The following is a 23,418-nucleotide window of genomic DNA, read 5'->3' as shown; positions in this document are numbered from 1 at the left end:
AGAGGAAGTCCATGTTCACAGCACGAGGCAAGCGCTCCGTCTTCGCCGTAGGCCTTGTCGCCGCGGCGGCACTCGCCCTGTCCGCCTGCAGCTCGAGCAACCCGCTCGACGAGCCGTCCGAATCCAGCTCCGGCTCGGGCGGCGGCGACACGATCGTCGTCGGATCGCAGGCGTACTACTCCAACGAGATCATCGCCGAGATCTACGCGCAGGCACTCGAGGGTGCCGGCTTCGACGTCGAGAAGAAGCTCAACATCGGTCAGCGCGACGCGTACATGCCCGACGTCGAGTCCGGCGCGATCAACGTCTTCCCCGAGTACACGGGCAGCCTGCTCGAGTACATCTCGGATGACGACGTGACCGTGACCAGCCCCGACGACGTCTACGCCGCCCTGCAGGATGCTCTGCCCGACAGCCTCACGGCCCTCGACTTCGCCGAGGCGACCGACCAGGACTCCTACACGGTGCTGAAGAGCTTCGCCGAGGAGAACGACCTGAAGACGATCGGCGACCTCAGCAAGGTCACCTCGCCGGTCACCATCGGCGCGGCGCCCGAGTTCGAGCAGCGTCCGTACAGCCCGGCGAAGGCCAAGGAGGTGTACGGCGTCGATCTGACGTTCTCGGCCACCGGCCCGACCACGCTCGAGTCGCTGCTCGCCGGCCAGATCCAGGTCGCAGACATCTACACCGCCGACCCGGCCTTCGAGACCGAGGACATCGTGGCCCTGGAAGACCCCGAGAACCTCATCATCTCGTCGAACGTCGTGCCGATCGTCTCGAGTGACATCGCCGACGACGTGTCCGATGTGCTCAACGCGATCAGCGCCAAGCTGACCGGCGAGGAGCTCGTCGCTCTCAACGTGCTGAGCACGGTCGACCAGCAGTCCTCCGCCGAGATCGCCAAGAAGTGGCTGGCTGACAACGACCTCAGCTGATCACTGTCGTCCCGCCGCAGAAGTGCCCGGTCCCGCGCAGGGGCCGGGCACTTCTGCGTCCGCGGGCGGGTCGCGAGCGCTAGACCCGGGAGTCCTGCCGGGGGATCAGCACCTGCTTGATGATGATGAGGATGGATGCCGCGACCGGCACCGCGACCAGTGCACCCAGCAGGCCGAGCAGCGTGCCGCCGGCGAGGGCGCCGATCACGACCAGCGCTCCGGGCACGGCGACCGCGCGGTTCATCACGCGCGGGGTGATCACGTACGCCTCGATCTGCATGTAGACGAGGTAGACGATCGCGAAGACGAGGGCAGCGATCGGATCGCTGAAGAGCGCGAGTCCGGTGCCGACGATCCAGAAGATCACCGAACCGACGAGCGGGATGAGCGTGATGCAGAACGCGACCGTCGCCATCAGCGGGGGGAACGGCAGACCGAGGAAGAAGTACAGCAGGAACGCGAGGATCGCGTTGCAGAGCGCGAGCACCACCATGCCCATGACGTAGGCGCCGACCGAATCGGTGATCTGATCGGTGATGTCGCTCGCACGAGCGCGGTCACGGGCGGGAGCGAGGCGCAGCATCCCCGCCTTCATCGTGGGCAGCGTCGCGACGAAGTAGAGCGTCAGCACCAGTACGACGATGATTCCCGAGATGGCGTTCGCGATCGAGGCGCCGACCTGCAGCGCCCCGCCACCGATCGTGGCGATGTTGCCGGGATCGGTGAGGAACTTCTGCACGTCGGCGACGAGGCTCTGGAACTGATCGCCGAACTGGGCGTCGAGAGTCGCGTAGAGGTCGCTGCGCGTGAACTCCTGGATCATGCCCGGGACGGACTTCACGAAGCCGGCTATCTGATCGATGACGACCGGAAGCACCATCCAGAGGGCCAGCGCGATCACCACGACCAGCCCGGCGATCGAGACGACGACGGAGAGCGCCCGCGAGAGCCCGCGTCGCTCGAGGAACCGCACGGTCGGGTCGAGGCCGAGGGCCGCGAAGAGCGCGAGGGCGATGTAGATGAGGACGGTGGAGAGGTTGGCGACCGCCAGGCCGAGGACGAGGGCGGCCAGGCCGCCGAGCGTCACCAGGAAGCCGAACACGAAGGGGCGGTCGATCCGGGTCCAGAACGAACGGCTGGGGGTCATCGGCTCGATGATCACCGGGCGGGGGGAGGCGAGCGCGTGTGCGACAGCGGTGTCGGCCGGGCCGGTGGTGTGCGGGTCGGTCGCGTGCGGTTCGGCGTCGTGCGGGTCCGCCGGAACGGGATGCTCGGTGGCTGCTGCCGTGTCGACGGTGAGAGCCGGCAGCGAGGCCGCCGCGGGAGCCTCGGATGCCGCATCGGGCGCTGTCGAGGAGGGGTCCTGATCTTCACGGCTCATGTGCTCACGATACTGCCGACGCGGGTGCCGCCTGCAGGATGTGGAGCCCGCGCTCGCTCACGCGCAGGGTCGTGTGGCCCCGTGTTTCCGTAGAGTAGGGGCATGACCGCCGTCGAAGATCCTCGGGCTGAGCTCCTCCGCCTTCGTGCCAGTATCGACAACATCGATGCCGCCCTCATCTTCATGCTCGCCGAGCGTTTCCGGGCGACGCAGCAGGTCGGCCAGCTCAAGGCCATGCACGAGATGCCGGCGTCCGACCCCGGCCGCGAGGAGCAGCAGGTCGCGAGGCTCAAGTCGCTCGCGGAGGAGGCGCATCTCGACCCCGAGTTCGCCGAGAAGTGGTTCAACTTCGTGGTGGCCGAGGTCATCCGCCATCACACCGAAGCCGCAGAAGGACGATGATCCGGTCGTCCGAGCGGATGACAGTGTGTGCAGCACTCACCCGCCCGGAGACCGAACTAAGTTTATTGAATAAACTATGACTGAGCGTACGCAGGGCACTCGCACCTGTCAACAGATCGCGTCGACGGGATCGGATCCATGCTGAACAGCGACGACACCCTCGACACTCAGGCGGCTCTGCGCCGAGCGAACCTGCGCCGTGCTCTGCAGCTCGTCTTCAGCGAACCCGGCGTGCAGACCCGCGCGGGCATCGCGCGGGCCACCGGTCTCACCGCGGCGACCGCGTCGTCGCTCGTCGCCGAACTCATCGATCTCGACCTCATCGTCGACGGTGAACAGGCCGCCAGCACCGGCGGCAAGCGGGCGACGACGCTGACGATCGATGCGACCCGTCACCTCATCGTCGTCGTCGTGATCAGGCCCTCCGAGGCCGCGCTCGCTCTGGTGGCCCTCGACGGAACCGAGGTCGAGTCGCGCCGGATCTCGTATTCCCCGAGCTCGAGGGATGCGGTCCTCGACGAGGCCGTCGCGCGCATCGGCGCCGAGTACGAGGGTCGCCTTCTCGTGGTCGGCGTGCAGCTGCCCGGTACCACGGACGGCCGCCGTGTGCTCGAGAGCGTGCAGCTCGACTGGACCGACGTCGCGCTCGCCGACCGTCTCGAACGGGTGATCGGCGTACCGGTGCTGCTGGTCAACGACGTGGATGCCGAGGCGATCGCCGAGGCAGCCCGCGAGGACGAGGCCGACGGCTACCGCCTCTTCGTCCACCTCGGCACGGGCATCGGCGCCGCGGTCACCCTCGACGGCGAACTGGCCCCGGGGCCGCGCGACCGCGCAGGGGAGATCGGGCACGTGCAGGTGCAGTTCGGTGACGACGCTCCTGCGTGCCGCTGCGGGCGGCGGGGATGCCTCGAAGCCGTGGCCTCGCTGACGGCCATGCTCGGCGATGACGTCGACGACGCGATGGACGAGGCGGTGATCGCCGAGGTCGCGGCCTCCGCCGACGAGCGGCGTCTGGTCGTCGGCGCGCAGGCGCTGGCCGGCGCGATCCGCCTCATCGCCGCGGTCCTCGATGCCCGGGAGGTCGTGATCGGCGGGCCGGCGCGGGCCCTCGGAGACCGGTTCCTGCGACTCGTGCAGAGCGAGATCGACTACCCGGCGATGGGCACCGTCGGTGTGTCCGTGCGGTACTCGGCCGCCGACGCCTCGATCTCGACGGGCGTCGCGCAGGTGGCGCTGTCCCGCGCGCTGGGGGTGCGCTGGAGTCCGGCGCAGCTGCGCGCGGCATCCGCCCCGGCATCCTGATCGAGGATCAACGCCGACGCACCCGACGCACCCGACGCCTCCACGGCGCCGGATCACGCTCAGCGCGTGGCGATCCCGACGAGCGCGGCGACGAGTCCGGCGATCACCAGGACGACGATCGCGAGGATGTGCACGATCTTGCCGGCGACGAGCATCGGCAGGTCGGGCCCGTCGTACGACGCGGGGTTGAAGAGCACGCCGCGCGCGTGGAAGCTCCAGCGCATGCTGAACCCGATGCGCCGCAGCGCGCGTGACGGCGCGCGAAATGTCTGCCCGTGCTCTTCGCGTGACGACTTCCATGCCGCCTGCGCCGCGTACCAGGCGATCACGAAGAAGGGCATCGCGAGAGACACGGCCCAGGCGATGAGCGCGACGCCGATCAGGATGCCCATTCCCTGGCCGAGTTCTCGGATGAAGAACATCCCGAGAGCGGCGAGCCCGACCGCCACGGGCACGAGGATCACGCCCCAGCCCCAGCCGGGGTGTGCATCGGTCGCCGGGCGTCTGTCGACGCGCCCCGCATCCTGCCACGTCATCTGATTCCCCCCCTGCCTCACCGCACCGGATGGCGGAGTCGACCGTGCCAGCGTAACCGGGCCGGCAGCAGACGGCCCGCCGCTCGGGCTCGCCGGAGTCCTGCAGACGGGACGAGGCGAGACGGCCCGGGCACCCCGGCGGCCTACTTGACGCTGCCGGCGGTCAGCCCGCCGACGAGACGCTTCTCGATGAGCATGAACAGGATGACGACCGGCAGGATCGCGACGATCGAGACGCCGAACACGTACTGCCAGCTGGTCTCGTACTGACCGACGAACTTGGTCAGCGCGACCGACAGCGGCTGGTTCTTGTCGGTGGAGAGGATCACCAGAGATGCGGCGAACTCGTTCCAGCAGGCGACGAACGTGAAGACGATCGCGGTGACGATTCCCGGCCACACGAGCGGGAGGTTGATCTTGAAGAGCACGGTGAAGCGCCCTGCTCCGTCGATCTGGGCGGCCTCGTCGATCTCCTTGGGGATTCCGGCGAAGAACGAGTGCATGATCCAGACCGCGAACGACAGGTTGAACGCCGCGTTGATGAAGATCATCGCCGCCCACGTGTCGCCGAGCCCCAGCACCGTGAACTGGCGGAACAGACCCGAGGTCAGCACCGCAGGCTGCAGCATCTGCGTCACGATCACCAGGAACAGGAACACCATGCGTCCGGGGAACCTGAAGCGGGCGGTGTAGTACGCGGCGGGCAGCGAGACCAGGAGCACGAGCAGGGTCGCGAACACGGCGATGATGATCGTCGAGATCAGGTTGTAGGGCAGCGGCGTCTCGGGGGTCGACCACATCGAGATGTAGTTCTCCCAGTGCCACTCGATCGGCAGGTAGGTCGGGTCGACCGACCGGATCTGCGGCTTGGTCTTCACACTGCCGAAGAACATGATCAGGTACGGCAGCACGAAGATCGCGAGCACGAGCACCCCGGCGGCCATGCGCAGGATGACGCGGGGCAGCGTCACCTGGTCTTCGGTGTACCGGCGCTTGCGTCCGGGGATGCGGGGTGCGGCGTCGTCTCCGGCGGTGGTGACGAGGGCGGTCTCGGTCAGGGTCACGATCAGACCTCCTTCATGGGCTTGACGGCCTTGACGTAGATCGCGACGATCACGATCACGATGAGGAAGGCCACGACCGACAGCGCGCTCGCGACGTCGACCTTCTTCTGCAGCTCGATGTACTTGAAGATCATCGTCATGATCGTGTCGGCGCCGTAGCCCGGGATCGATCCGGTCATCACCTTGAGGATCGGCAGCGAGTTGAACACGTTGATGATGTTGATCAGCACGGCGACCGCGAGCGCGCTGCGCAGCTGCGGCAGCACGATGGTCCAGTAGGTGCGGGTGGCGCCGGCGCCGTCCATCTTCGCGGCCTCGAGGGTGTCGGACGGAACCGTCTGGAGCCCGGCGAGGATCGTGTAGGTCGTGAAGGGGAGGGATACGAAGATCGCGATCACGATCGACCAGGCGAACGCGGTCGCCGGGTTCTTCGTCCACCCGTAGCCGACCGCGTCGTCGGAGAGTCCGATGTCGTAGAGGAACTTGTTGAAGACACCGAAGTACGGCTCGAGGCTGTAGTAGAAGACCATGGTCGTCATCACGACGGATGCGGCCCACGGGACGATCACGGCCATGCGCACGATCTGTCGTCCGGGGAACGCCTTGTTGAGGATCTGGGCGAGCCCGAGCGAGATCATCACGGTGAAGCCGACCACCACGACGACCCAGATGACGGTGCGGAAGATGATCGGCCAGAACTCGGCGAACGCGAACACCGTCGCGAAGTTGTCGAAGCCGACCGACCCCTTGTCGAGGCCGGAGAGCGAGATGTCGCGGGTCGAGTTGAAGAACATCACGCCGGCGGGGAAGAGCACGACGCCGATGATGAGCAGCAGCGCCGGCGCGATCCACGGCAGCGCCTGCAGGAGGTCCTTCCCGCTCGGCTTGCCGCGGGTGCCGCCGGTACGGCGGCCGGGGGTGCGGGGGCGACCGGTGGCCGCCCCCGCGAGGTTCGAGGATTCTGTCGTCTGGCTCATGGGAATACCCGAACCTCTCCGTCTGCGGGACTCAGCCCGCGTCGACCTGCGCCTGGATCTCGGTCAGGACGTCCTGTGCGGACTTCGTCTGCAGCTGGCCGAAGAGCGACTTGAAGGCGCCGTCGGCGGCCGACCACTTCGCGTTCGTCGACGGGTAGAACTGCGCGTCCGGCAGCACGTCGAGGAACGGTTTGAGAGCCTCCTCGCCGGAGAGCTGCTCGGCACCCGACTTGGTGACGGGCAGGAAGCCCTCGGCCTGCACCCACGGCACGTACACGTCGGCCGAGTAGTAGTAGTCGAAGAAGGTGGTGATCGCCTCCTGCTTGTCCCCGTCGTTCTCGAACGCCATCAGCTGGTCCATCACGCCGAGGGTGAACGGCGAGCCGTCCTCGGTCGGGATGGGGACGATCGAGTAGTCGAGCTCGGGGTTGCCCTCTTCGATCTGGCCGACCGTCGGGGGCAGTCCCACCTGCATGCCGATCTTGCCCTGGATGAAGATGTCCATCAGGGGGGAGCGCTGGGTGGAGCCGGGGTCGGCCTGCGTCGCGCCGGCGTCGATCATCTTCTTGATCTGCTCGGCACCGGCGAGGTTCGCCGGAGTGTCGATCGTGATCTCGGAGGCGTCGCCGAACGAGCCGCCGCCTCCCCAGAGCCACACGGCCGCCTCGGCCTGAGCTTCTTCCGAGCCGAGGGGCATGCCGTAGCCGGCCACTCCGCCGCCGAGCGCCGACACCTTGGTCGCGGCGTCGAGCAGCTCGTCCCAGGTCTTCGGCGCCTCGACGCCGGCCTGCTCGAGCAGCGCGTTGTTGACGAACAGCGCGCGAGCGGAGGCGATCAGCGGCAGGGCGTATGCGGTGCCGTCGACCTCGGCGTTCGCGAGGAACGCGTCCTGGAAGTCGGAGTAGGTGTCGTCCGAGACGACATCCTCCACCGGGTAGAGCAGCTCGTCGCCGACGAACCCGGCGAACGGGCCGCCGTTGTAAATGTCAGGAGCCTCGCCGGCCTGGATCTTGGTGGAGACGACCTTCTCGAGGTTGTCCCAGGACTGCACCTCGAGCTCGACCTTGATGTCGGGGTTCTCCTTCTCGAACCCGTCGATCACGTCTTCCCACAGGCCCTTCGTGGCGTCGGAGTAGCTCGGGACGAGGAGGTCGAGCGTGGTCTCGCCGTCGGCGTCTCCCCCGCCTCCGGTCGAGCCGCCGAACCCGCACGAAGCGAGCGTGAGAGTGGCGGTCGCCGCCAGGGCGACGGCGCCGAATCGCAGTGACTTCTTCATGTGTATTGCATTCCTCACTGTGTAGGTGGTGCACAGGCGCACGCACTGCACGCGACGGTGCGTGTGATCGCCCTTCCCGGTGGCGGGGCGATCGGTCAAGCCGGGTCGGCTCGGGGGTCCTCCGGGACCGGGTCGGTGGAGGGGCGGTGGAACTTGTTCGATTATTTGTCAGGAGAATAAACAAATCAAGAGGAACCTTGCATCGATTCCTGATGACGAAATACTATGATCGAATAAGCTGTAAAACGATCACAAACCTGCAACATCTGGTCCGGAGGATCCGACATGCCTGAACTTCAGCCCGGCGCCCACATGCGCGAAGAGCTCCACTCGCAGCCCGAGACCTGGTCGCGCGCGGCCGATCTGCGTGACGCGCAGGCTCTGCTGCCGGCATCCGGGGCGCGTATCGCGGTCGTCGGATGCGGGACGTCGTGGTTCATGGCGCAGTCCTACGCGTTCCTCCGCGAGACCGCAGGGCACGGCGAGACCGATGCCTTCGCCGCCTCCGAGTCCTTCGTCGACCGTGGCTATGACGCCGTCGTCGCGCTGACGCGTTCGGGCACCACGACCGAGGTCCTCGAGCTCGTCGACCGCATCAAGGGGCGCGTGCGCACGATCGGTGTGATCGGCGACGAGACCTCGCCTCTCGTCTCGCTCGTCGACGAGGCGGTGCTGCTGCCGTTCGCCGACGAGAAGTCGGTCGTGCAGACGCGATTCGCCACCACAGCGCTCGCGCTCTTCCGCGCGTCGCTCGGGGAGGACCTCACCGGGGCGATCGAGGATGCCGCGGCAGTCCTGGCCGACGACTACGACGACGAGCTGCGGGACGCCGAGCAGTACTCCTTCCTCGGACGCGGCTGGACCGTCGGTCTCGCGCACGAGGCGGCGCTCAAGATGCGCGAGTCCTCGCAGTCGTGGACCGAGTCGTACCCCTCGATGGAGTACCGCCACGGTCCGATCGCGATCGCGGCGCCCGGTCGCGTCACCTGGCAGTTCGGCGAGGCGCCCGAGGGGCTGGCCGCGCAGGTTCGCGCCACCGGTGCGCGCTTCGTGCAGCATCCGGTCGACCCTCTGGCCGACCTCGTCCGGCTGCACCGCGTCGCGCTCGACCGCGCCGTGGCCCGCGGCCTCGACCCCGACCTGCCGCGCAACCTCACGCGATCCGTCATCCTGGACGCATGACCCGAACCGAGTCCGGAGCTGTCCATGACCAGCGCTGAGGATGCCGCGCACATCGCCGATGTCGTGCGTGACCCGTCCGGCGAGACGCTCGCCGCGGCGCGCACGGTCGGCCCCGGAGTCCCCGTGCTGGCCTTCGACGTCGGGGGCACCGACATCAAGTCGGCGCTGTTCGACGCCGACGGCACGGCGCTGGGCCTTCGGCGCACGCCGACTCCCGCGGCCGACGGCGATCGCACCGCGGTGCTCATCGACCGCCTCGGTGTGCTCGCCGCGGAGCTGCAGGCCGACCACCCCGACGTCATCCCTCGCGCCGCAGGCCTCGTGGTGCCGGGGATCGTCGACGCGGATGCCGGGCTCGGCGTCTTCGCCAGCAATCTCGGCTGGAAGAACTCCCCGCTGCGCGACCTCGCCTCGGCGAAACTCGGTCTCCCGGTCGCTTTCGACCACGACGTGCGGGCGGCGAGCTGGGCGGAGCACCGCCTCGGCGGCGCGCGCGCGTACGCGAACTCGGTCGTGCTCGTGATCGGCACGGGCATCGCCGGCGCCCTCCTCGTGGGCGGTGAGCCGTACACGGCCGGGGGCTACGCCGGCGAGATCGGCCACTCGCCGATCGCCGACGGCCCGGTGTGCGCGTGCGGCGCGCGAGGCTGCCTCGAAGCCGTCGCATCGGCCGGGGCCATCGCCCGTCGATACCGTGAGGCGACCGGCGTCGACCCCGACGGCGCGAAAGACGTGATCGCCCGTGCCGTGGCCGGCGACCCCGTCGCCGCCGAGATCTGGGACTCCGCACTCGACGCCCTCACCCTCTCGCTGGCACAGCTCACCGCGGTCGTCGCGCCCGAGGCCATCGTGATCGGCGGGGGCCTCTCCCGCGCCGGCGGTGCGCTGTTCGACGAGCTGCGGGCGCGGCTCACCGCCCGGCTGAGCTTCCACCGCATCCCCGCCCTCGTCCCCGCGGAGCTGTCGGGCAACGCCGGCATTCTCGGCGCGGCGCTGCGCGCGAGGGAGCTCGCATGATCCTCACCGTCACCCCCAATCCCGCGCTCGATCTCACCTGGCACGTCGACCGGCTCACGCCGGGCGAGACGCATCGGGCAGATGCCGGGGCGGCGCGAGCCGGGGGCAAGGGTCTCAACGTGGCCAGGGTCGCCCATGCGCACGGAGCCTCCGTGCTGGCGATCTCGACGGCGGGCGGTCGCACCGGAATCGAGCTCGCGGCCGAACTCGCGGCCAGCGGCGTGCCGCACCGACTCGTGCCGGTGGCGGGCGCCACCCGGCGGAGTATCGCGCTTGTCGATCGCGAACTGGGTGACACCACGGTCGTGAACGAACGAGGCATCAACCCGACCGATGCCGAGTGGGCCACGCTCGTCGGCGAGATCGTCGACGCTCTTCCCGGCGCGCGGGTGCTGGCGATCTCCGGCAGCCTGCCTCCTGGAGCGCCCGAGACGCTGCTTCCCCTGCTGATCGGCACGGCCCAGGACGCCGGTGTGCCCGTGATCGTCGACACGTCCGGACCCGCGATGCTGCTCGCCGCGGATGCCAAAGCATCCGTCCTCAAGCCCAATGCCGCCGAGCTCGTCGAGGCGACCGGCATCGCCGACCCCGTCGAGGCCGCCCGCTCGCTGATCGCGCGCGGCGTCGAGCTCGTGCTGCTGTCGCTCGGTGCCGATGGGATGCTCGCGGTGACGGCGTCCGACGTGCGGCACGCACGGCTCGAGACCCCGCTCGCGGGCAATCCGACCGGTGCGGGTGACGCCGCCGTCGCGGCCTGCGCCGTGCTCTACGCCGACGGCGTGCGTGACCCCGAGACGATCCTGCGCCGTGCGACCGCCTGGTCGGCCGCCGCGGTGCTGATGCCACTCGCCGGCGAGATCTCCGACGACTGGGAGGCTCTCGAAGCCCGCCTCACCGTCGGCCCCTTCACCCCGAACCTTCGAGAGGACTCCCCGTGACCCTGGTCTCCGCCCGCGAGCTCGTGACGGATGCCGCAGCCCGCGGCACCGGCATCGGCGCGTTCAACGTGATCCACCTCGAGACCGCGGAAGGGCTGGTGCGGGCCTCCGCCGATGCAGGGCTGCCGGTGATCCTGCAGATCTCGCAGAACTGCGCCGACTATCACGGCGGCCTCGAGCCCATCGCGCTGGCGACCTTCGCGGTCGCTCGACGCGCGGAGACACCGGTGGCGGTGCACCTCGACCACGCGGAGCGGCCCGAGCTCGTCGACGAGGCCATCGCCCTCGGATTCGGCTCGGTCATGTTCGACGGGGGTGCACTGCCCTACGACGAGAACGTCGCGATCACCGCCGCCGTCGCCGCGCGGGCGCACGCCGCCGGTGTCTACATCGAGGGCGAACTCGGCGAGGTCGGCGGCAAAGACGGAGCCCACGCGCCCGGAGTGCGCACCGATCCCGACGAGGCGCGCGCGTTCGTCGCGGCGACCGGCGTCGACGCGCTGGCCGTGGCGGTGGGGTCGTCGCACGCGATGACGGATCGCACGGCATCCCTCGATCTCGAGCTGATCGGCCGCCTTCGCGCGGCGCTGGACGTGCCCCTCGTGCTGCACGGCTCGTCGGGCGTCGCGGATGCCGTGATCGCCGACGCGGTGCGCGCGGGGATGACCAAGATCAACGTCTCGACGCACCTGAACGGGTTCTTCACTCGGGCGGTCCGCGCGACGCTCGACGCCGACCCGCGCCTGGTCGACTCGCGGAAGTACCTGACCCCTGCGCGCGAGGCGCTCGCCGGCGAGGCTGCCCGGATGCTGCGACTGTTCGCGCTCGAGGGCGCCGGAGTTGCGGGATGACCCCGTGAACACGGGCAGGATGGTGACATGAAGCGCGCCGCCCGACTGAACGCGATCCTCGACCTGCTGGCCGCGGACGGCGAGGTGAACGTCGACGAGCTCGTCGACCGATTCGGAGCATCCGCCGCGACCACCCGCCGCGATCTCGACTCGCTCGCCGAGCAGCGTCTGCTCACCCGCACCCACGGCGGGGCGGTCGCGCATTCGGTCGCCTACGAGCTGCCGATCCGCTACAAGAGCCACCAGCGCGCGCAGCAGAAAGAGAGCATCGCCCAGGCTGCGGCCGCCCTGGTCGCCCCGGGCATGGTCGTCGGGCTCTCCGGCGGCACCACGACCACCGCGATCGCGGCTGCCCTCGCTGCGCGCGACGACCTCGCGGTCGGTCCGGGGATCACGGTCGTCACGAACGCCGTGAACATCGCGGCGCAGCTCGCGACCCGCCCTGACATCAAGGTCGTCGTCACGGGCGGCGTGATCCATTCGCGCAGCTACGAGCTGGTCGGACCGTTCGTCGAGCAGCTGCTGCGCGGGGTGCGACTCGACATCGCCTTCATCGGCGTCAACGGCATGGATGCCGCAGCCGGCGCCACCACGCAGGACGAACGCGAGGCCGCGGTGAACCGCATGATGGCCGAGCGTGCGCGTCGTGCCGTGGTGGTCACCGACAGCAGCAAGCTCGGCACGGTCGCGTTCGCCGCCGTCGGCGGTGCGGAGCTGTTCCCCGTGCTCCTCACCGACGACGGCGCGGATGCCGCGACCCTCGCCGACCTGCGCGCGGCAGGCTACGAGGTCCTGACCTCATGAGGCGTCTGCCGGACAATCCCCCGCGTCCGCTCCGCACCACCCTTTTCTGGTTCTTGGAGCTCGTTGTCGCAATGGCGGCGGGGGGCACTGTCTGGTTACGTCAACTTGGAGCACCCGGGTGCGGCCAGACCTGCGACGGCACCCTTCTCTATGCCGCTATCGATGGCTTTGCCTGGGCGTGTGTCGTGATCGTCGTCGCATCGGGAGTGATCTCGTTGCTCTTCGGCCGGCGACGGTCGATGTCGTTCGTCCCTGTGACAGGGATCGCCCTGATAGTGATCGGAGCGTTTGTCGCGCATGGACTATGCAGTCAGGCGCTGGCCCCATAATCGGCAGCCGGCCAAAGTTCAGCCGGCATACATCTTCAGCAGGACTACCGGCTGACAGTCTGGTCGACATTCAGGCCCAACCGTAGACACGGGCTCAAGGGGTCGGGGCATAGTCATCGAATCCGCCGACCACGCGATACCTTGACCCGAGCTCTGCTTGGATGGCTTCGACGAGAGCGTTCCCTTCAGCTATCCACTGACGCCCGACCTCGGGCTCAGGCCAATGAATCGTCTTCTGCGGGTTGAGTGTGAACTTCCACTCGTCGTTCCATGCTCGGATCCGCGCCTGGAGGTCTTTCGACAAAGAGGGTGAGAATATTCCGACGACCCGCTGCGAACTTCCCCATTCGGGCATGATGGTGAGCACTTCGGGGACATCGCTGGGATCAGGTGTCGACATCATTCACCAAGTCCATCGGTTCGACAGCCGAATCGTCAAGAGTTCCTCGGGCGGGCACCCACCTGCTGCACTGGCTGGGTGCTCACGTCCTGAGACCGGTGTCGGGCGTCAGTCCTCGGACCTCACCAGCTCGCCGGTCGGAGCGTCGGTGGGCCCGAAGAGCATGAGCGCGCCGCCGTCGACCATCGCGCCATCAGACGCGCCGAGCCAGGGCACCACACCGTCGGGGCAGCCTCTTTCGGTCTGCCCGGTGAACTCGAGACCGATGGCTCCCCCGTTCGGTCCGCTCCAGGTCCCGGACTGTGTGTTGCAGCCGTCGAAGCCCACCATGGTCCCATCCCCATTGAGTGTCAGCGACACATCCGGATCATCCGGCGAGGCCCACGCGCCCACCAGTGCGTCGCTCGGCGAGAGCGTCGAGGCGGACGGCGTGGGGGTCGGCATCACGGAGTTCTGCTCCTGGACCGTGCACCCCACCGTCGTCGCAGCGCAGGCGACCGCCAGTGCGACGAGCAACATGCTTCTCGATCTCATCAGTACCAGCTCCCCGGCAGTTCACGCGGCCATCCGTGCCGAATCTCTGCAATGCTCGCACCCGGAGCCGACCCCTGCAAGCATCCCGGTGCCGGACTCCATGCGGGGATGCCGCGACCCTTCTCGCGACATCCCCGGAGCAGATGGTGTCTGTCGGCCTCACACTCCCCAGTGCACGAGGTACCCCATACCGACTGCGCCTCCCTCGCACTCCGTCTCCGAAGCCCTTCGCGTGGCACCTTCTGGAAATAAGGAGTGACCGCTCGACGTCCTGATACATCGAGTGGAGAAATCTCCTCAGAGTCCGCTGCCGTGGCACTGGAAGGGTGAGCTCAGCCCGGTCGATTCGGATGCCGCGGCCAGGGCGACGGCCGGAGCGACACCGGCCGCGAGCTGATCGTGCACGGCTCCGAGCAGCTCGCACGCCACGTCGTCGGCGACCACGACCGGGGCCGCGATGACGCAGCGCGTGCCCGCGTGCAGCCAGACCCTCGTCATGCCCAGCGCCTCCTCGCCCCAGCGCACGGATGAGCGACCGAGCTCGCAGGCCGAGAGCACCACGGTGTGCGGTGCGCGCGCGATGAGATCGACGTCGTAGCCGAACAGAGTGCCGTCGGCGAGCTCGAAGCCGGAGAACAGCGGGTTGTCGACAGCGTGACGCCCGTGCGCGGCGATGTGCAGGATGTCGACGTCCTCGGCGAGCGCGGTGACGGCGGTCACCCCGGCGTCATCTCCCCTGAGCACCGTGGCGTCTCCCCACGCCGTCGCCGCTCGACGCACCTCCTCGTCGGCGCGCGCGACCCGCGGACCGGTGGCGAAACCGGCGGTGGTCCGCACGCCTGCCGCGGGTGCCGGAGCGACGTCCCCCAGCCAGCGCGAGACCGACGTCGCAAGGGTGAACGGCGTCCCCGACATCCCCGGGAGCATCGCCCACGGGACGCCCGCCAGAATGCCGGGAATCGTCAGCACCAGCCTCCGCGCTCCCCCCGCGGCCGCGCGCGCCGGGGCGAGGAGGGCGTCGTCGAGCATCCGCAGTCGCTCGTCGAGCGAGCGGGAGACGAGCGCCGCCATCGCGCCACCGCGGGTCAGCGCCGCGACGTCGAGATCGGCGCGGAGCCCGTCGAGCGCGTCCTGGATCCGCGACCACGACAGCTCGACGATCGTGGCGCCGGAGTTCGTGACCGCCACGCACAGCAGCTCGGTGCGTGTGTAGATGTAGGCCAGGACCGCGGTGTCGCCGTCGAGGGCGGAACGGGTCTCTCGCAGTCCGAGGCGTTCGCGGCTGCCACCGGCTCCGGTCGACGACCACTGCCGGTCGCGCACCCGGTCGCGCAGCTCGCGCACACGGGTGTCGGTCGTCCAGTCGGACCCGGCGAGGTCAGCGCGCAGCATCCGCAGCTCCGCCAGGTCGGACGAGAGCCCGGCGTCGTGCGGCGGCCGCACCGGAGCCACCTGCTGGCTCAGATGCCGGGCGCGCTCCGACCACTCGAACACCACTTCCGGGTCGTGGGAGCGAGCAGCCGCGGCGAGGCCGGTGAACATCAGCTCGGTGCCGTGCATCGCGACGGATGCCTGAAGGTCGAGCGCGCCGAAGGACTGCTGCCAGGTGGTGAGCAGGTCGAGCCCCTCCGCAGCGGTGCGGCGGGCGTCGGCATCCCTGCCCCGGTCGGCGGCCCGCACGGCGCGCACCTCGTGCGCCCGCAGACGTAGGGGCATCGGGGCGTCGGGGGCGAGCCGCGGCATCCGTCCCCCGTCGGCGAGCCGGGCCGTGAGCGACAGGGCGGCGGCTTCGGTGCGGAATCCGCCGCGGGTGAGAGCGGCGGCGGTGCGGGTGAAGTCGGCGGCGGCCGGCGGACGCGTCGGGTGGGCGCGCAGCCGGGCCTCGAGCCGCACGGCCTCGGCGCGCGCCGCCCATCCTTCACTGCCGAGGGTGGCGAACCGGCGGGATGCGGTCGCGGCAGCACGTTCGGCTGCTGCGGCGTCGTGCCGCAGCAGTGACCGGGCGAGGTGGAACTCGGCCTCCCCCCGGGCCTGCCGCATCCGCTGCGCTCCGAACTGCGCAGCGACCGCACCCAGCAGCTCTTCGGCCTCGGTCGTGAGGCCGGCATCGCGCAGCACCTCGGCCCGGTCGAGATCGCTGATGGCGGCGGCGAGGTCGCTGGTCGCCGCGAGGGTGGGGCGAGAGCGCGTCATGAGGGCGAGAGCGGTGACGAGGTCGCCGCCGAGCAGGGCCGCATAGCCGAGGTTGTGCCGCGCTTCGGCGAGGGGCTCCTGCGCGTCGTGCGCCTCATAGGTCGCGATGGCCCGCTGCAGGTCGTCGGCGCAGCGGTCGAGATGGTGCCGCTGCATGTCGACCATGGCCCGGCTCATGCGCAGATTCGCGCCCTCGATCGAGTCGTCGTCGAGGCCGTCGATCGCGGTGGTCAGCGACAGCTCCGCCTCGTCGAGCCGCCCGCCGTGCATCAGCAGCGTGCCGAGCTGACCGTGCGAGAGCGCGACGGTCTCGGGGCTGAGCCCCGGTCGCGACAGCGCTTCGCGGCAGAGCTGCTCGGCCGCGGCGGGCTGGCCGGTCTGCGCGAGCACGTACGCCATGGTGCCGTCGATGCGGGCGCGCAGATCCTGGTCGTCGGTGCGCGACGATGCAGCGGTGAGGGCGCGACGTGCCTGCGCGAACCGTCGGGAGTTGGCCGCGTCGACGCCGCGCCGATGCAGCGCGTGCGCGGTCAGGGGCATCACACCAGAATGCCGGTCGGCGGGGTGTCAGGGAAGGCCCGCGGCGGCATCCGCGGCTTCGGATGGCTGGACGACGCCCGGATGGCTGACGATTCCGTCCCCTTCGGTCAGCCGTCCGGGCGTTCGTCAGCCACCCGAGCGCGCCTACCCCCGCTCGACCGGAGTCGGAAGCGTCTTCAGCACCGCCGCGACCGCCTTTGCCGCGGCGGCAGGAGTCGCCCCCTGCGTCGGGACAGTGCCGAGCTGGGCCGCGACCCGCCCCGCGACGTAGGGCGCCGAGAACGAGGTGCCGCTCCAGATCGCGAAGCCGCCCCGGTAGTCGTCGGGATCGATCGTCTCGCGGCGCAGTCCCTCGACGTCTGCCCTCGTGCTCGCCTGCTCGCCGCCGACGAACGCCGGCGAGGTGCTGACCACAGCCGCACCCGGCGCGTACGTCTGCACCCACGGTCCGACGTTCGAGAACAGGGCGACCGAGCGGGTCGACGGATTGAGGGCGCCCACCGAGACATGCGGAGCATCGCGGTCACGGGGGATGCCGTTGTCAGCCCCCGGCCACGACCACAGCGACGCCGGGAACGAGGGGCGATCGATCGCGTCGTTGCCGGCCGAGCACACGACCACGCATCCGAGCTGCCGCGCCGTGGTGAGCAGCGCATGCAGGGTGCGGCTGAACAGTCCGTCGACCGGCGTCTCGTGGTAGTACCCGAGCGACAGATTCAGCACGTCGATCGGATGCCCGGTCTTCGGGTCCTCACGGTGGCGCCGCAGCAGCTCCACCACCTGCGCGACCGTGGTGAGGAACGTGCTCTCGTCGATGACGCCGAGCGCCCCCGCCATGCGGATCGACAGGATGTCGGCATCCGGTGCCGCCTGACGGATGATGCCGGCGATGAACGTGCCGTGACCGGCGACCGCATCGATCTCGCCGTCGAGCTGCCCGTACAGGTCGGGGTACCGCTCGGGGTCGGCGTCGTCGGTGAGGCCGACCGGAACGCCGTCGAGCTCGATGTGTCGGGTCACCACGTCATCCGGCAGCCAGTCGTGCACACCGCATCCGGTGTCGAGCACGGCCACGACGGGGCGGCGTCCGCGCTTCGGAGCCGCCGCGCGCTGCGGCGCCGCTCCCACCCAGGCCACCGGCTGCCGCGCGCCACGTCCGGGCTCGAGGTAGTCATCGCTGCCGCCGGCACCCGCACCGCGCACCGGGTTGGTGCGGCTGAACGGGTTGGTGCGGCTGAAGGGATTCGTGCGACTGAACGGATTGAGCCCCACCGGGTCGATCGACAGCACGTGCTCGAGGCTCGTCCGCGGCATCGATGTGCGGGAGCTGCGCCGTGCACGCTGCAGGACGCGCCACGCGTCAGGAGGGACCGGCGACTCGCCACGGGTGGGCTCGTCGGGGGTGGACAGCCGTGCGCGCAGGAATCCGGGGACTCCCGGCACCAGCGGGCCGCGGACGACCCCATCGTCGTCGGGTTCGAGCTCGAGGGTCCACCCGAAGGTTCCTGCGGCCTCCTGCAGCTCCTTGATCTCCCGGTCGTAGCCCTCCTGATCGTCGTCCTGATCCTGCGTGATCAGCAGTCGATCCTGCAGATAGGCGGTCGGGAACGCTCTGACCCCGCCCACCGGTTCGATCGAGGGATCGAGCGCCGTGCCGCGCCTGATCGATCCTTCCGCTCTGTCCTGCCAGGTCCATCCCGCGGGCTGCTCCATCGTCGGTCCTCTCCTCGCGGGCGCACCCGCGTGCTATGCGGGCGGACCCGCGAGGTGCGGGAGCGGCCCTGCCGTATGTGCGGGCCTGCCCGCGGTGTGTGCGGGCGGACCCGCGGTCGATCACAGCTCGAACTGCGGGGTCGACAGCGTGCGTTCCTCATCGCCGACCATGGTGGAGAGGCGCACGAGCGTCAGGCCGTCCGGCACCTCGTCGAACACGAACCGTCCGGTCTCGCTGGCGGTCGTGGTGCGGACGTGCTCGCCCTGCACGAGCTCGATCGACCCGGCGACCGCGTCGACCCAGCCGTCGACGCGGTGCGCGCCGGTCGCGGTGCCGGTGACATGAAGCAGGATGTTCGTGGTGCCGTCGCTGAACTGCAGGGTCAGAGCGTCCGCATCTCCGCGCACCGCGCCGAGCGGCTCGTCGACGAGGGTGAGCAGCGCGTACTCCGCCGAGATGCCCTCAGCCGCCACCGAGGCGATCATGCGATCGATGAGGCTCGCCGGCATCGGGTCCACGCCGCGCCAGAGCGAGCGCAGGTGGGCGAACAGCTCGGCATCCTCGTGGTTGTCGCCGCCGTTGTTCCCATCGTTCTCGCTCATGAGCGTCCCTCCGTTCGTGGGGTCGTGTCGAGCAGGTCGCGCAGCTTCGCCAGGCATCGCTGTCGCGTGGGGCCGATGCTGCCCACCGGCATCGCCAGGTCAGCGGCGAGGCGGGCGTAGTCGGGGCGTTCTTCGAAGGCGATCACACGCAGCAGTCGCTGGCATCGCTCGGCGAGGCGCTGCACCGCCGCCCACAGCCGACGGCTCTCGTCGCCGATCGCCGCATGGTCTTCGGCCGATTGCTGCTCAGGAAGGAGCGCGTCGAGAGCATCCGCCTCTGTCGTGTCGAGACGGTTGTGCGCCTTGCCCACGCGCCAGGCCTCCCGCCGGGCGGTGGTGGTGAGCCAGGCGGAGACGGCCTTCGGATCGGAGATCGAACGGTGTCCGCGCACCAGCTGCAGCCACGTCGTCTGGATGACGTCTTCGGCGAGCGTGCGCTCGAGCCCGTAGGCGCGCACGACATGCCAGAGGACAGGGGTCATCAGCCGCACGAGGTCGTCCATCGCGCGGCTGTCGCCGTCCCGCCATGCGTCGAAGAAGTCGGCAGCGCGCTTCCAGCGCGCCGCACCGTCGTCCGGTGCAGGATCGAGGCCGGCGCCATCGGGTGCGCCGTCGATCATGAGTCCCATTGTGATCACACCAGTAAGGAGCGCGGCAAGGGCTCGGTGATACATGGACTCGGTTGTTTTCCGGATCTGGGTCTGGTTGTCGGGAGAGAGGCCGGGACAATGCCGTATGCCGCGCGCGATACCGTGGAGGGGTGATCGCTCTCGCTGTCGTCCTGTTCCTCAATGCCGCCTTCAACGTGGTGGTGTGGCCCCGCTTCTACAAGCGCGTCGCGACCGACCCGCGGGCACGGGATGCCGACGGCAAGGCCACGACCTTCCTCAAGGTGCACGCCGTGCTGATCGCGATCGCCCTGGTGCTGGCTCTGGTCTCGGTGCTCGTCGGCGTCGCCGCACTCACCGGCGCACTCTGAAGATCACGCCCGACCGAGCGGCAGGGCCACCGTCCGGCGCACTCTGACGATCATGCCCGGGTGATGCTCAGCCCGCCGAGACCGGCTGCTGCAACTCGGTGATCCAGTCAGCCTGGTCTTCGGATTCGGACTGCAGGTAGACCTCTCGGCATGGTCCTACCGCCTCTGCGCCACGCTCGGTGATCGCGGCGTTGACGGCGCCCCAGCTCTCGTCGATCGTCGCCATGGACCCGTGATGGGTGGCGGTGAAGGCCGTAGCCACGGCGGGCAGCTCCACGATCACGAGGCCGTCGATCGCGGGGCCGTCGTAGGTGAAGCCCACGGTGATGCGCACCCCGTGCCGGTCCATGTCGTACTCGGCGATCGGCAGCCCCGGCGTCGCTCCGAATGCCAGAAGCGCGTCGGCCACGCGGTCGAACAGCGGTCCGACGACCGCGGCGACCTCGGGCTGTGAGCCGACCGTCTCGGTCAGGGTCGCGAGGCGGACGGAGGGAAGTGGGTTTTGGGTGATCTCCAGGGCTGACATCGTCGTCTCCTCGGGTAGGGGTGGTCGGTGCCGCCGATCCTACGCACCGACACCGACATCCGATACGGGCATTCGTCAGGCGTGCGCGCACGTCGGCGGCTTCCATGTCTCGTCCGGTCTCACGAAAAGTGTCGGAGTCTCTCGAAAGCTGTCGGAGCGTCCCTCACGGGGCGACGGCTTGTCCAACGGCGCAACCATCTGCCCGGGAGTGAGCGCCAATAGACATGTTCAAACGCGCGGTATGAGAACGGCGAAGGCAAAGCAGCGGCCGCGGTCGGGCGGCTATCGCTAGATTTCTGTCCCGATGTAGGAAAGCGTGATCGCGATCATGCCGATCAGTGCGAGGGCAGAAATTGCGATGGTGGTTGAGTGCCCCCACGCGGCGACCGGGTGCTTCCGATCGCGGGAGAGGCGTATGCCGGCGTAGATGATGACCCCCACCGACCCGAGACGGAGCGCGGGTAGGAAAAACCCTCCCACAGCGAAGCCGATTGCGAGGAGCAACGTCACCACAACTCGTCGGGTCCTCGTTGCTCCTCGCTCATCAGAAACCTTGCCTGGTGACAGTAGTCTCACTCATCGGTTCTTCAGCCATCGTTGCACGATGGCAGAGCGGATTCGATTGAACCCTCTCCAAGCTGCCGCCATAAGTTGACATCATTTCGAGTATGGACTGAGCCCAGGCCGACGAGCTCGAGCGTACGAGCTGCGAAACTCGGAGACTCCGAAGCGAGCTAGCGGGAGGTGGTCGACGCGATCGCTGGCACGAACAAGTGCTACCCGCACGACCCAGTGAGGCGCCCTCAAGGGGATCAGCCGAGGATGTTCAGCCTCGCTTGCCGGCGGGCCTCGCGAGGCCACCGCCGCATCCGTCCGAGCGAGACTCAGGCGTGCTCGTACTGCTTCGCGTGCTCGGCCCAGTGCGACTCGACGGGAAGTCCGCGGAGCGCGCGGTTGCCCAGCGCGAGTGCGACGGCGATCACGCAGAGCGCGGCGCACACGAGGATCGTCGATTCGCGGCCGATCCACGTGAGTCCGAAGCCCGCGATCATGGGCGCGAGCGGCATCGCGCCCATCCCCAGAACGGCGGCCGCGCTGTTCGCGCGCCCGAGCAGCTGGGTGGGGGTCGCGACCATGAAGTAGCCCATCATCCCCGCGTTCAAGGCCGGAAGCAGCAGCACCGATGCGCCCAGCACGACGACGATCGCCCAGGGCTCGGTGACCATAGAGAGCACGATCGCGCCGACGGCGACGACCGAGAGCCCGCTGATCGCGATGACTCCTGCCCGGAAGCGCGGCACCAGCATCGGCGCGACGACGGCCCCGACGAGCATGACGGCGCCCACGGCCGCGCTCAACGAGCCGATGAGCAGCTCGGAGTAGCCGTCCTGCTGCAGTGCGTAGATCGTGGTCGTGATCGCGGCGTTGAAGCCGAGGTTGATGATGGTGATGATCAGCAGCACGCCGCCGAGGTCGGGGCGGGAGAGCAGCCAGCGGAATCCCTCGCGCAGCTCGGACCACGCGTCGGGTGTGGCGGGGGCGGCGACCACGGCGGCCTCGGCGCTCAGCTCTGTCGGAGAACCGAGGCCATCGCGCGCATCGACGGCGGGCGCCGCAGCGACCGACCTCGAGGCATCCGCTCCTTCGCGATCGGCATCCGCTCCCGCATCGACGATCCGGGAGCGGCGGGCCTCCTTCTTCAGCATCCACGCGGTCACCGCGGCGACCGCGTGGCAGAGGGTCATCACGACGCCGACGAGCCATCCGCCGGCGCCCAGCAGAAGGCCGCCGAGCGGGCCGCCGGCGAACTGCAGCGCGGCGTCCCGCCCCTGGTTCGCCGCTTGGGCCCGGCCCATCGCGTCATCGGGGACGATCTCTTTGATCGCGCTCTCGCCGGCGACGTCGAACAGGCCGCCGCGCGCGGCGAGCAGCACGTTGGCGGCGAGAAGGGTGCCGAATGTGAGCGCATCGGCGAGGGCGAGCAGCGTGAAGGCGCCCGCGAACAGGATGCCGACGAGTGAGCCGATCAGCATCAGGACGATACGAGGATGCCGGTCGGCGAGGATGCCGCCGACGAGGGTCAGCAGGAGCCGCGCGACCATGCCGGCACCGCCGATGATGCCGGCCTGGGCGGGGTCGTTCGTGACGATCAGGGCGAGCAGAGGAATGGCGAAGGAGAACAGCGCGGCCGCGAGCCCCTTGCTCGTGTCGCTCACGAGCCAGGTCAGGTATCGGGTGTTGCGCCACAGGCGATGCGGTGCGGTCACGGTGGTCATGCTCATCACGATAGTTCCGCAAGAACAATTGCGCAATACTTATTGCGCAATTTAGCGTGCGGATAGACTGCGGGGATGACGGAGTCGCAGAGCGGAGAAGACCAGGTCTGGATGACCACGGCCATGCTCAAGGCCTACGCGCACCCGCTGCGCCGTCAGATGATTCGCCTCTTCGCCCGCCGCGAGCACCTCCGCGCGGCCGATGTGGCGGAAGACCTCGGCGTCGCCCCGAACAGCGCCAGCTTCCATCTGCGCGTCCTGGCCGATGCCGGCCTGATCGAAGAGGCTCCGGAGCACGCGAGGGATCGCCGCGATCGGGTCTGGAAGTCCCGCAAAGGGTCGATCAACCTGGGCGGCCCCGAGCATCCGGTGCCCGACGAGGCTCTGGGAACCGCGATGGTGCGCTCGCTCGCCGAGGACCATCAGGAGATGATGGCGCGGGTCGTCGCCTGGACGCCCGAATACCTCTCCGGACGCGCGACCGAGATCCACGCCGCGTTCTCGCAGCGCATGGCACGACTGACGGAGTCCGAGTTCGACGCGGTGATGGAGCGCGTGCAGGAGGTCATCACGGAGGCGGTCGACGCGCACGACCCGAACGATCCCGACGGACGGCCCTGGCAGATCGACATCCTCGCGGCCGACGACACGATCTGA

Annotated in this window: 23 protein-coding genes; 10 read left to right on the top strand and 13 right to left on the bottom strand. The window is 69.2% G+C overall.

Annotated elements, in window-relative coordinates; translation table 11 throughout:
* Nucleotides 1–11 precede the first annotated feature (11 nt).
* Nucleotides 12–935: an ABC transporter substrate-binding protein gene (locus FQ142_RS00850; protein WP_149421848.1), complete on the top strand. Its 924-nt coding sequence runs from the start codon at nt 12–14 to the stop codon at nt 933–935.
* A gap of 79 nt (nt 936–1,014) precedes the next feature.
* On the opposite strand, the gene FQ142_RS00845 is transcribed toward FQ142_RS00850, so the two are convergent.
* Entirely contained in the window at nt 1,015–2,316 is a 1,302-nt protein-coding gene (locus FQ142_RS00845; RefSeq protein WP_262492011.1) for an AI-2E family transporter, read from the bottom strand.
* A gap of 102 nt (nt 2,317–2,418) precedes the next feature.
* Here FQ142_RS00845 and FQ142_RS00840 point away from each other — a divergent pair, with 102 nt between their 5' ends.
* Both FQ142_RS00840 and FQ142_RS00835 read left to right on the top strand, forming a co-directional pair.
* Entirely contained in the window at nt 2,419–2,718 is a 300-nt protein-coding gene (locus FQ142_RS00840; RefSeq protein WP_045252643.1) for a chorismate mutase, read from the top strand.
* Between the two features lie 138 nt (nt 2,719–2,856).
* Nucleotides 2,857–4,023, top strand: a complete 1,167-nt coding sequence (locus tag FQ142_RS00835; protein ID WP_149421847.1) for an ROK family protein — start codon at nt 2,857–2,859, stop codon at nt 4,021–4,023.
* 59 nt (nt 4,024–4,082) lie between these two features.
* On the opposite strand, the gene FQ142_RS00830 is transcribed toward FQ142_RS00835, so the two are convergent.
* The 4 genes from FQ142_RS00830 to FQ142_RS00815 all read right to left on the bottom strand — a co-directional run bounded on the left by FQ142_RS00830 (nt 4,083) and on the right by FQ142_RS00815 (nt 7,876).
* On the bottom strand, nt 4,083–4,559 hold the full coding sequence (locus FQ142_RS00830; RefSeq protein ID WP_149421846.1) for a hypothetical protein: 477 nt from the start codon (nt 4,557–4,559) through the stop codon (nt 4,083–4,085).
* A gap of 143 nt (nt 4,560–4,702) precedes the next feature.
* Nucleotides 4,703–5,623: a carbohydrate ABC transporter permease gene (locus FQ142_RS00825; protein ID WP_188042256.1), complete on the bottom strand. Its 921-nt coding sequence runs from the start codon at nt 5,621–5,623 to the stop codon at nt 4,703–4,705.
* 2 nt (nt 5,624–5,625) lie between these two features.
* Nucleotides 5,626–6,600 (bottom strand): carbohydrate ABC transporter permease, encoded by a 975-nt coding sequence (locus tag FQ142_RS00820; protein ID WP_149421845.1) that lies wholly within the window; start codon nt 6,598–6,600, stop codon nt 5,626–5,628.
* Nucleotides 6,601–6,631: 31 nt separating this feature from the next.
* Nucleotides 6,632–7,876 carry an extracellular solute-binding protein gene (locus FQ142_RS00815; protein ID WP_149421844.1) on the bottom strand — a complete coding sequence of 415 codons (1,245 nt, stop codon included), beginning with the start codon at nt 7,874–7,876 and terminating at the stop codon, nt 6,632–6,634.
* 285 nt (nt 7,877–8,161) lie between these two features.
* Between FQ142_RS00815 and FQ142_RS00810 the strand changes: the two genes are divergently transcribed.
* The 5 genes from FQ142_RS00810 to FQ142_RS00790 are packed head-to-tail and all read left to right on the top strand — an operon-like array spanning nt 8,162 to nt 12,668.
* Nucleotides 8,162–9,058, top strand: coding sequence for an SIS domain-containing protein (locus FQ142_RS00810; RefSeq protein ID WP_149421843.1), 897 nt, complete (start codon nt 8,162–8,164; stop codon nt 9,056–9,058).
* 24 nt (nt 9,059–9,082) lie between these two features.
* Nucleotides 9,083–10,075: an ROK family protein gene (locus tag FQ142_RS00805; RefSeq protein ID WP_149421842.1), complete on the top strand. Its 993-nt coding sequence runs from the start codon at nt 9,083–9,085 to the stop codon at nt 10,073–10,075.
* A complete protein-coding gene (locus tag FQ142_RS00800; protein ID WP_149421841.1) occupies nt 10,072–11,013 on the top strand; it encodes a 1-phosphofructokinase family hexose kinase in 942 nt (313 codons plus the stop codon). Before FQ142_RS00805 ends, FQ142_RS00800 begins: the two co-directional genes overlap by 4 nt.
* Nucleotides 11,010–11,864, top strand: a complete 855-nt coding sequence (locus FQ142_RS00795; RefSeq protein WP_149421840.1) for a ketose-bisphosphate aldolase — start codon at nt 11,010–11,012, stop codon at nt 11,862–11,864. Before FQ142_RS00800 ends, FQ142_RS00795 begins: the two co-directional genes overlap by 4 nt.
* A 27-nt stretch (nt 11,865–11,891) precedes the next feature.
* Complete coding sequence (locus FQ142_RS00790; protein ID WP_149421839.1) at nt 11,892–12,668, top strand: DeoR/GlpR family DNA-binding transcription regulator; 777 nt, start codon at nt 11,892–11,894, stop codon at nt 12,666–12,668.
* 837 nt (nt 12,669–13,505) lie between these two features.
* Here FQ142_RS00790 and FQ142_RS00785 read toward each other — a convergent pair.
* From FQ142_RS00785 to FQ142_RS00765, 5 genes are all read right to left on the bottom strand, one after another.
* Nucleotides 13,506–13,916: an META domain-containing protein gene (locus FQ142_RS00785; protein ID WP_188042255.1), complete on the bottom strand. Its 411-nt coding sequence runs from the start codon at nt 13,914–13,916 to the stop codon at nt 13,506–13,508.
* Nucleotides 13,917–14,228: 312 nt separating this feature from the next.
* A complete protein-coding gene (locus FQ142_RS00780; protein WP_149421837.1) occupies nt 14,229–16,664 on the bottom strand; it encodes a CHAT domain-containing protein in 2,436 nt (811 codons plus the stop codon).
* A gap of 144 nt (nt 16,665–16,808) precedes the next feature.
* Complete coding sequence (locus FQ142_RS00775) at nt 16,809–18,377, bottom strand: S8 family peptidase (protein WP_056414147.1); 1,569 nt, start codon at nt 18,375–18,377, stop codon at nt 16,809–16,811.
* Nucleotides 18,378–18,497: 120 nt separating this feature from the next.
* A complete protein-coding gene (locus tag FQ142_RS00770) occupies nt 18,498–18,980 on the bottom strand; it encodes a hypothetical protein (RefSeq protein ID WP_056414145.1) in 483 nt (160 codons plus the stop codon).
* Nucleotides 18,977–19,600, bottom strand: coding sequence for an RNA polymerase sigma factor (locus FQ142_RS00765; protein WP_262492010.1), 624 nt, complete (start codon nt 19,598–19,600; stop codon nt 18,977–18,979). The genes FQ142_RS00770 and FQ142_RS00765 overlap by 4 nt, the downstream gene beginning before the upstream one ends.
* Nucleotides 19,601–19,740: 140 nt before the next feature.
* Between FQ142_RS00765 and FQ142_RS00760 the strand changes: the two genes are divergently transcribed.
* On the top strand, nt 19,741–19,959 hold the full coding sequence (locus FQ142_RS00760; RefSeq protein WP_045252487.1) for an SCO4848 family membrane protein: 219 nt from the start codon (nt 19,741–19,743) through the stop codon (nt 19,957–19,959).
* A gap of 67 nt (nt 19,960–20,026) precedes the next feature.
* On the opposite strand, the gene FQ142_RS00755 is transcribed toward FQ142_RS00760, so the two are convergent.
* The 3 genes from FQ142_RS00755 to FQ142_RS00745 all read right to left on the bottom strand — a co-directional run bounded on the left by FQ142_RS00755 (nt 20,027) and on the right by FQ142_RS00745 (nt 22,761).
* On the bottom strand, nt 20,027–20,485 hold the full coding sequence (locus tag FQ142_RS00755) for a GyrI-like domain-containing protein (RefSeq protein ID WP_149421835.1): 459 nt from the start codon (nt 20,483–20,485) through the stop codon (nt 20,027–20,029).
* A gap of 288 nt (nt 20,486–20,773) precedes the next feature.
* Complete coding sequence (locus FQ142_RS00750) at nt 20,774–20,995, bottom strand: hypothetical protein (protein ID WP_149421834.1); 222 nt, start codon at nt 20,993–20,995, stop codon at nt 20,774–20,776.
* A 374-nt stretch (nt 20,996–21,369) separates the two neighbouring features.
* On the bottom strand, nt 21,370–22,761 hold the full coding sequence (locus FQ142_RS00745; protein WP_149421833.1) for an MFS transporter: 1,392 nt from the start codon (nt 22,759–22,761) through the stop codon (nt 21,370–21,372).
* 75 nt (nt 22,762–22,836) lie between these two features.
* Here FQ142_RS00745 and FQ142_RS00740 point away from each other — a divergent pair, with 75 nt between their 5' ends.
* The gene (locus FQ142_RS00740) at nt 22,837–23,418 is read left to right on the top strand and encodes a helix-turn-helix domain-containing protein (protein ID WP_149421832.1); all 582 of its coding nucleotides are present in this window, start codon (nt 22,837–22,839) and stop codon (nt 23,416–23,418) included.

Source organism: Microbacterium sp. ANT_H45B, from assembly GCF_008369345.1.
Classification (GTDB): Bacteria; Actinomycetota; Actinomycetes; order Actinomycetales; family Microbacteriaceae; genus Microbacterium.
Note: the sequence above shows the minus strand (reverse complement) of the source record. Positions and strands in the feature narration are given on the sequence as shown.

Excerpts from the sequence above, each read along its gene's own strand:
- FQ142_RS00835 (WP_149421847.1), top strand. The coding sequence starts at position 2,857 with ATGCTGAACAGCGACGACACCCTCGACACTCAGGCGGCTCTGCGCCGA.
- FQ142_RS00765 (WP_262492010.1), bottom strand. The coding sequence starts at position 19,600 with ATGATCGACGGCGCACCCGATGGCGCCGGCCTCGATCCTGCACCGGAC.
- FQ142_RS00850 (WP_149421848.1), top strand. The coding sequence starts at position 12 with ATGTTCACAGCACGAGGCAAGCGCTCCGTCTTCGCCGTAGGCCTTGTC.
- FQ142_RS00775 (WP_056414147.1), bottom strand. The coding sequence starts at position 18,377 with ATGGAGCAGCCCGCGGGATGGACCTGGCAGGACAGAGCGGAAGGATCG.
- FQ142_RS00845 (WP_262492011.1), bottom strand. The coding sequence starts at position 2,316 with ATGAGCCGTGAAGATCAGGACCCCTCCTCGACAGCGCCCGATGCGGCA.
- FQ142_RS00815 (WP_149421844.1), bottom strand. The coding sequence starts at position 7,876 with ATGAAGAAGTCACTGCGATTCGGCGCCGTCGCCCTGGCGGCGACCGCC.
- FQ142_RS00805 (WP_149421842.1), top strand. The coding sequence starts at position 9,083 with ATGACCAGCGCTGAGGATGCCGCGCACATCGCCGATGTCGTGCGTGAC.
- FQ142_RS00740 (WP_149421832.1), top strand. The coding sequence starts at position 22,837 with ATGACGGAGTCGCAGAGCGGAGAAGACCAGGTCTGGATGACCACGGCC.
- FQ142_RS00820 (WP_149421845.1), bottom strand. The coding sequence starts at position 6,600 with ATGAGCCAGACGACAGAATCCTCGAACCTCGCGGGGGCGGCCACCGGT.
- FQ142_RS00810 (WP_149421843.1), top strand. The coding sequence starts at position 8,162 with ATGCCTGAACTTCAGCCCGGCGCCCACATGCGCGAAGAGCTCCACTCG.
- FQ142_RS00830 (WP_149421846.1), bottom strand. The coding sequence starts at position 4,559 with ATGACGTGGCAGGATGCGGGGCGCGTCGACAGACGCCCGGCGACCGAT.
- FQ142_RS00785 (WP_188042255.1), bottom strand. The coding sequence starts at position 13,916 with ATGTTGCTCGTCGCACTGGCGGTCGCCTGCGCTGCGACGACGGTGGGG.
- FQ142_RS00790 (WP_149421839.1), top strand. The coding sequence starts at position 11,892 with ATGAAGCGCGCCGCCCGACTGAACGCGATCCTCGACCTGCTGGCCGCG.
- FQ142_RS00745 (WP_149421833.1), bottom strand. The coding sequence starts at position 22,761 with ATGACCACCGTGACCGCACCGCATCGCCTGTGGCGCAACACCCGATAC.
- FQ142_RS00770 (WP_056414145.1), bottom strand. The coding sequence starts at position 18,980 with ATGAGCGAGAACGATGGGAACAACGGCGGCGACAACCACGAGGATGCC.
- FQ142_RS00840 (WP_045252643.1), top strand. The coding sequence starts at position 2,419 with ATGACCGCCGTCGAAGATCCTCGGGCTGAGCTCCTCCGCCTTCGTGCC.
- FQ142_RS00780 (WP_149421837.1), bottom strand. The coding sequence starts at position 16,664 with ATGCCCCTGACCGCGCACGCGCTGCATCGGCGCGGCGTCGACGCGGCC.
- FQ142_RS00755 (WP_149421835.1), bottom strand. The coding sequence starts at position 20,485 with ATGTCAGCCCTGGAGATCACCCAAAACCCACTTCCCTCCGTCCGCCTC.
- FQ142_RS00800 (WP_149421841.1), top strand. The coding sequence starts at position 10,072 with ATGATCCTCACCGTCACCCCCAATCCCGCGCTCGATCTCACCTGGCAC.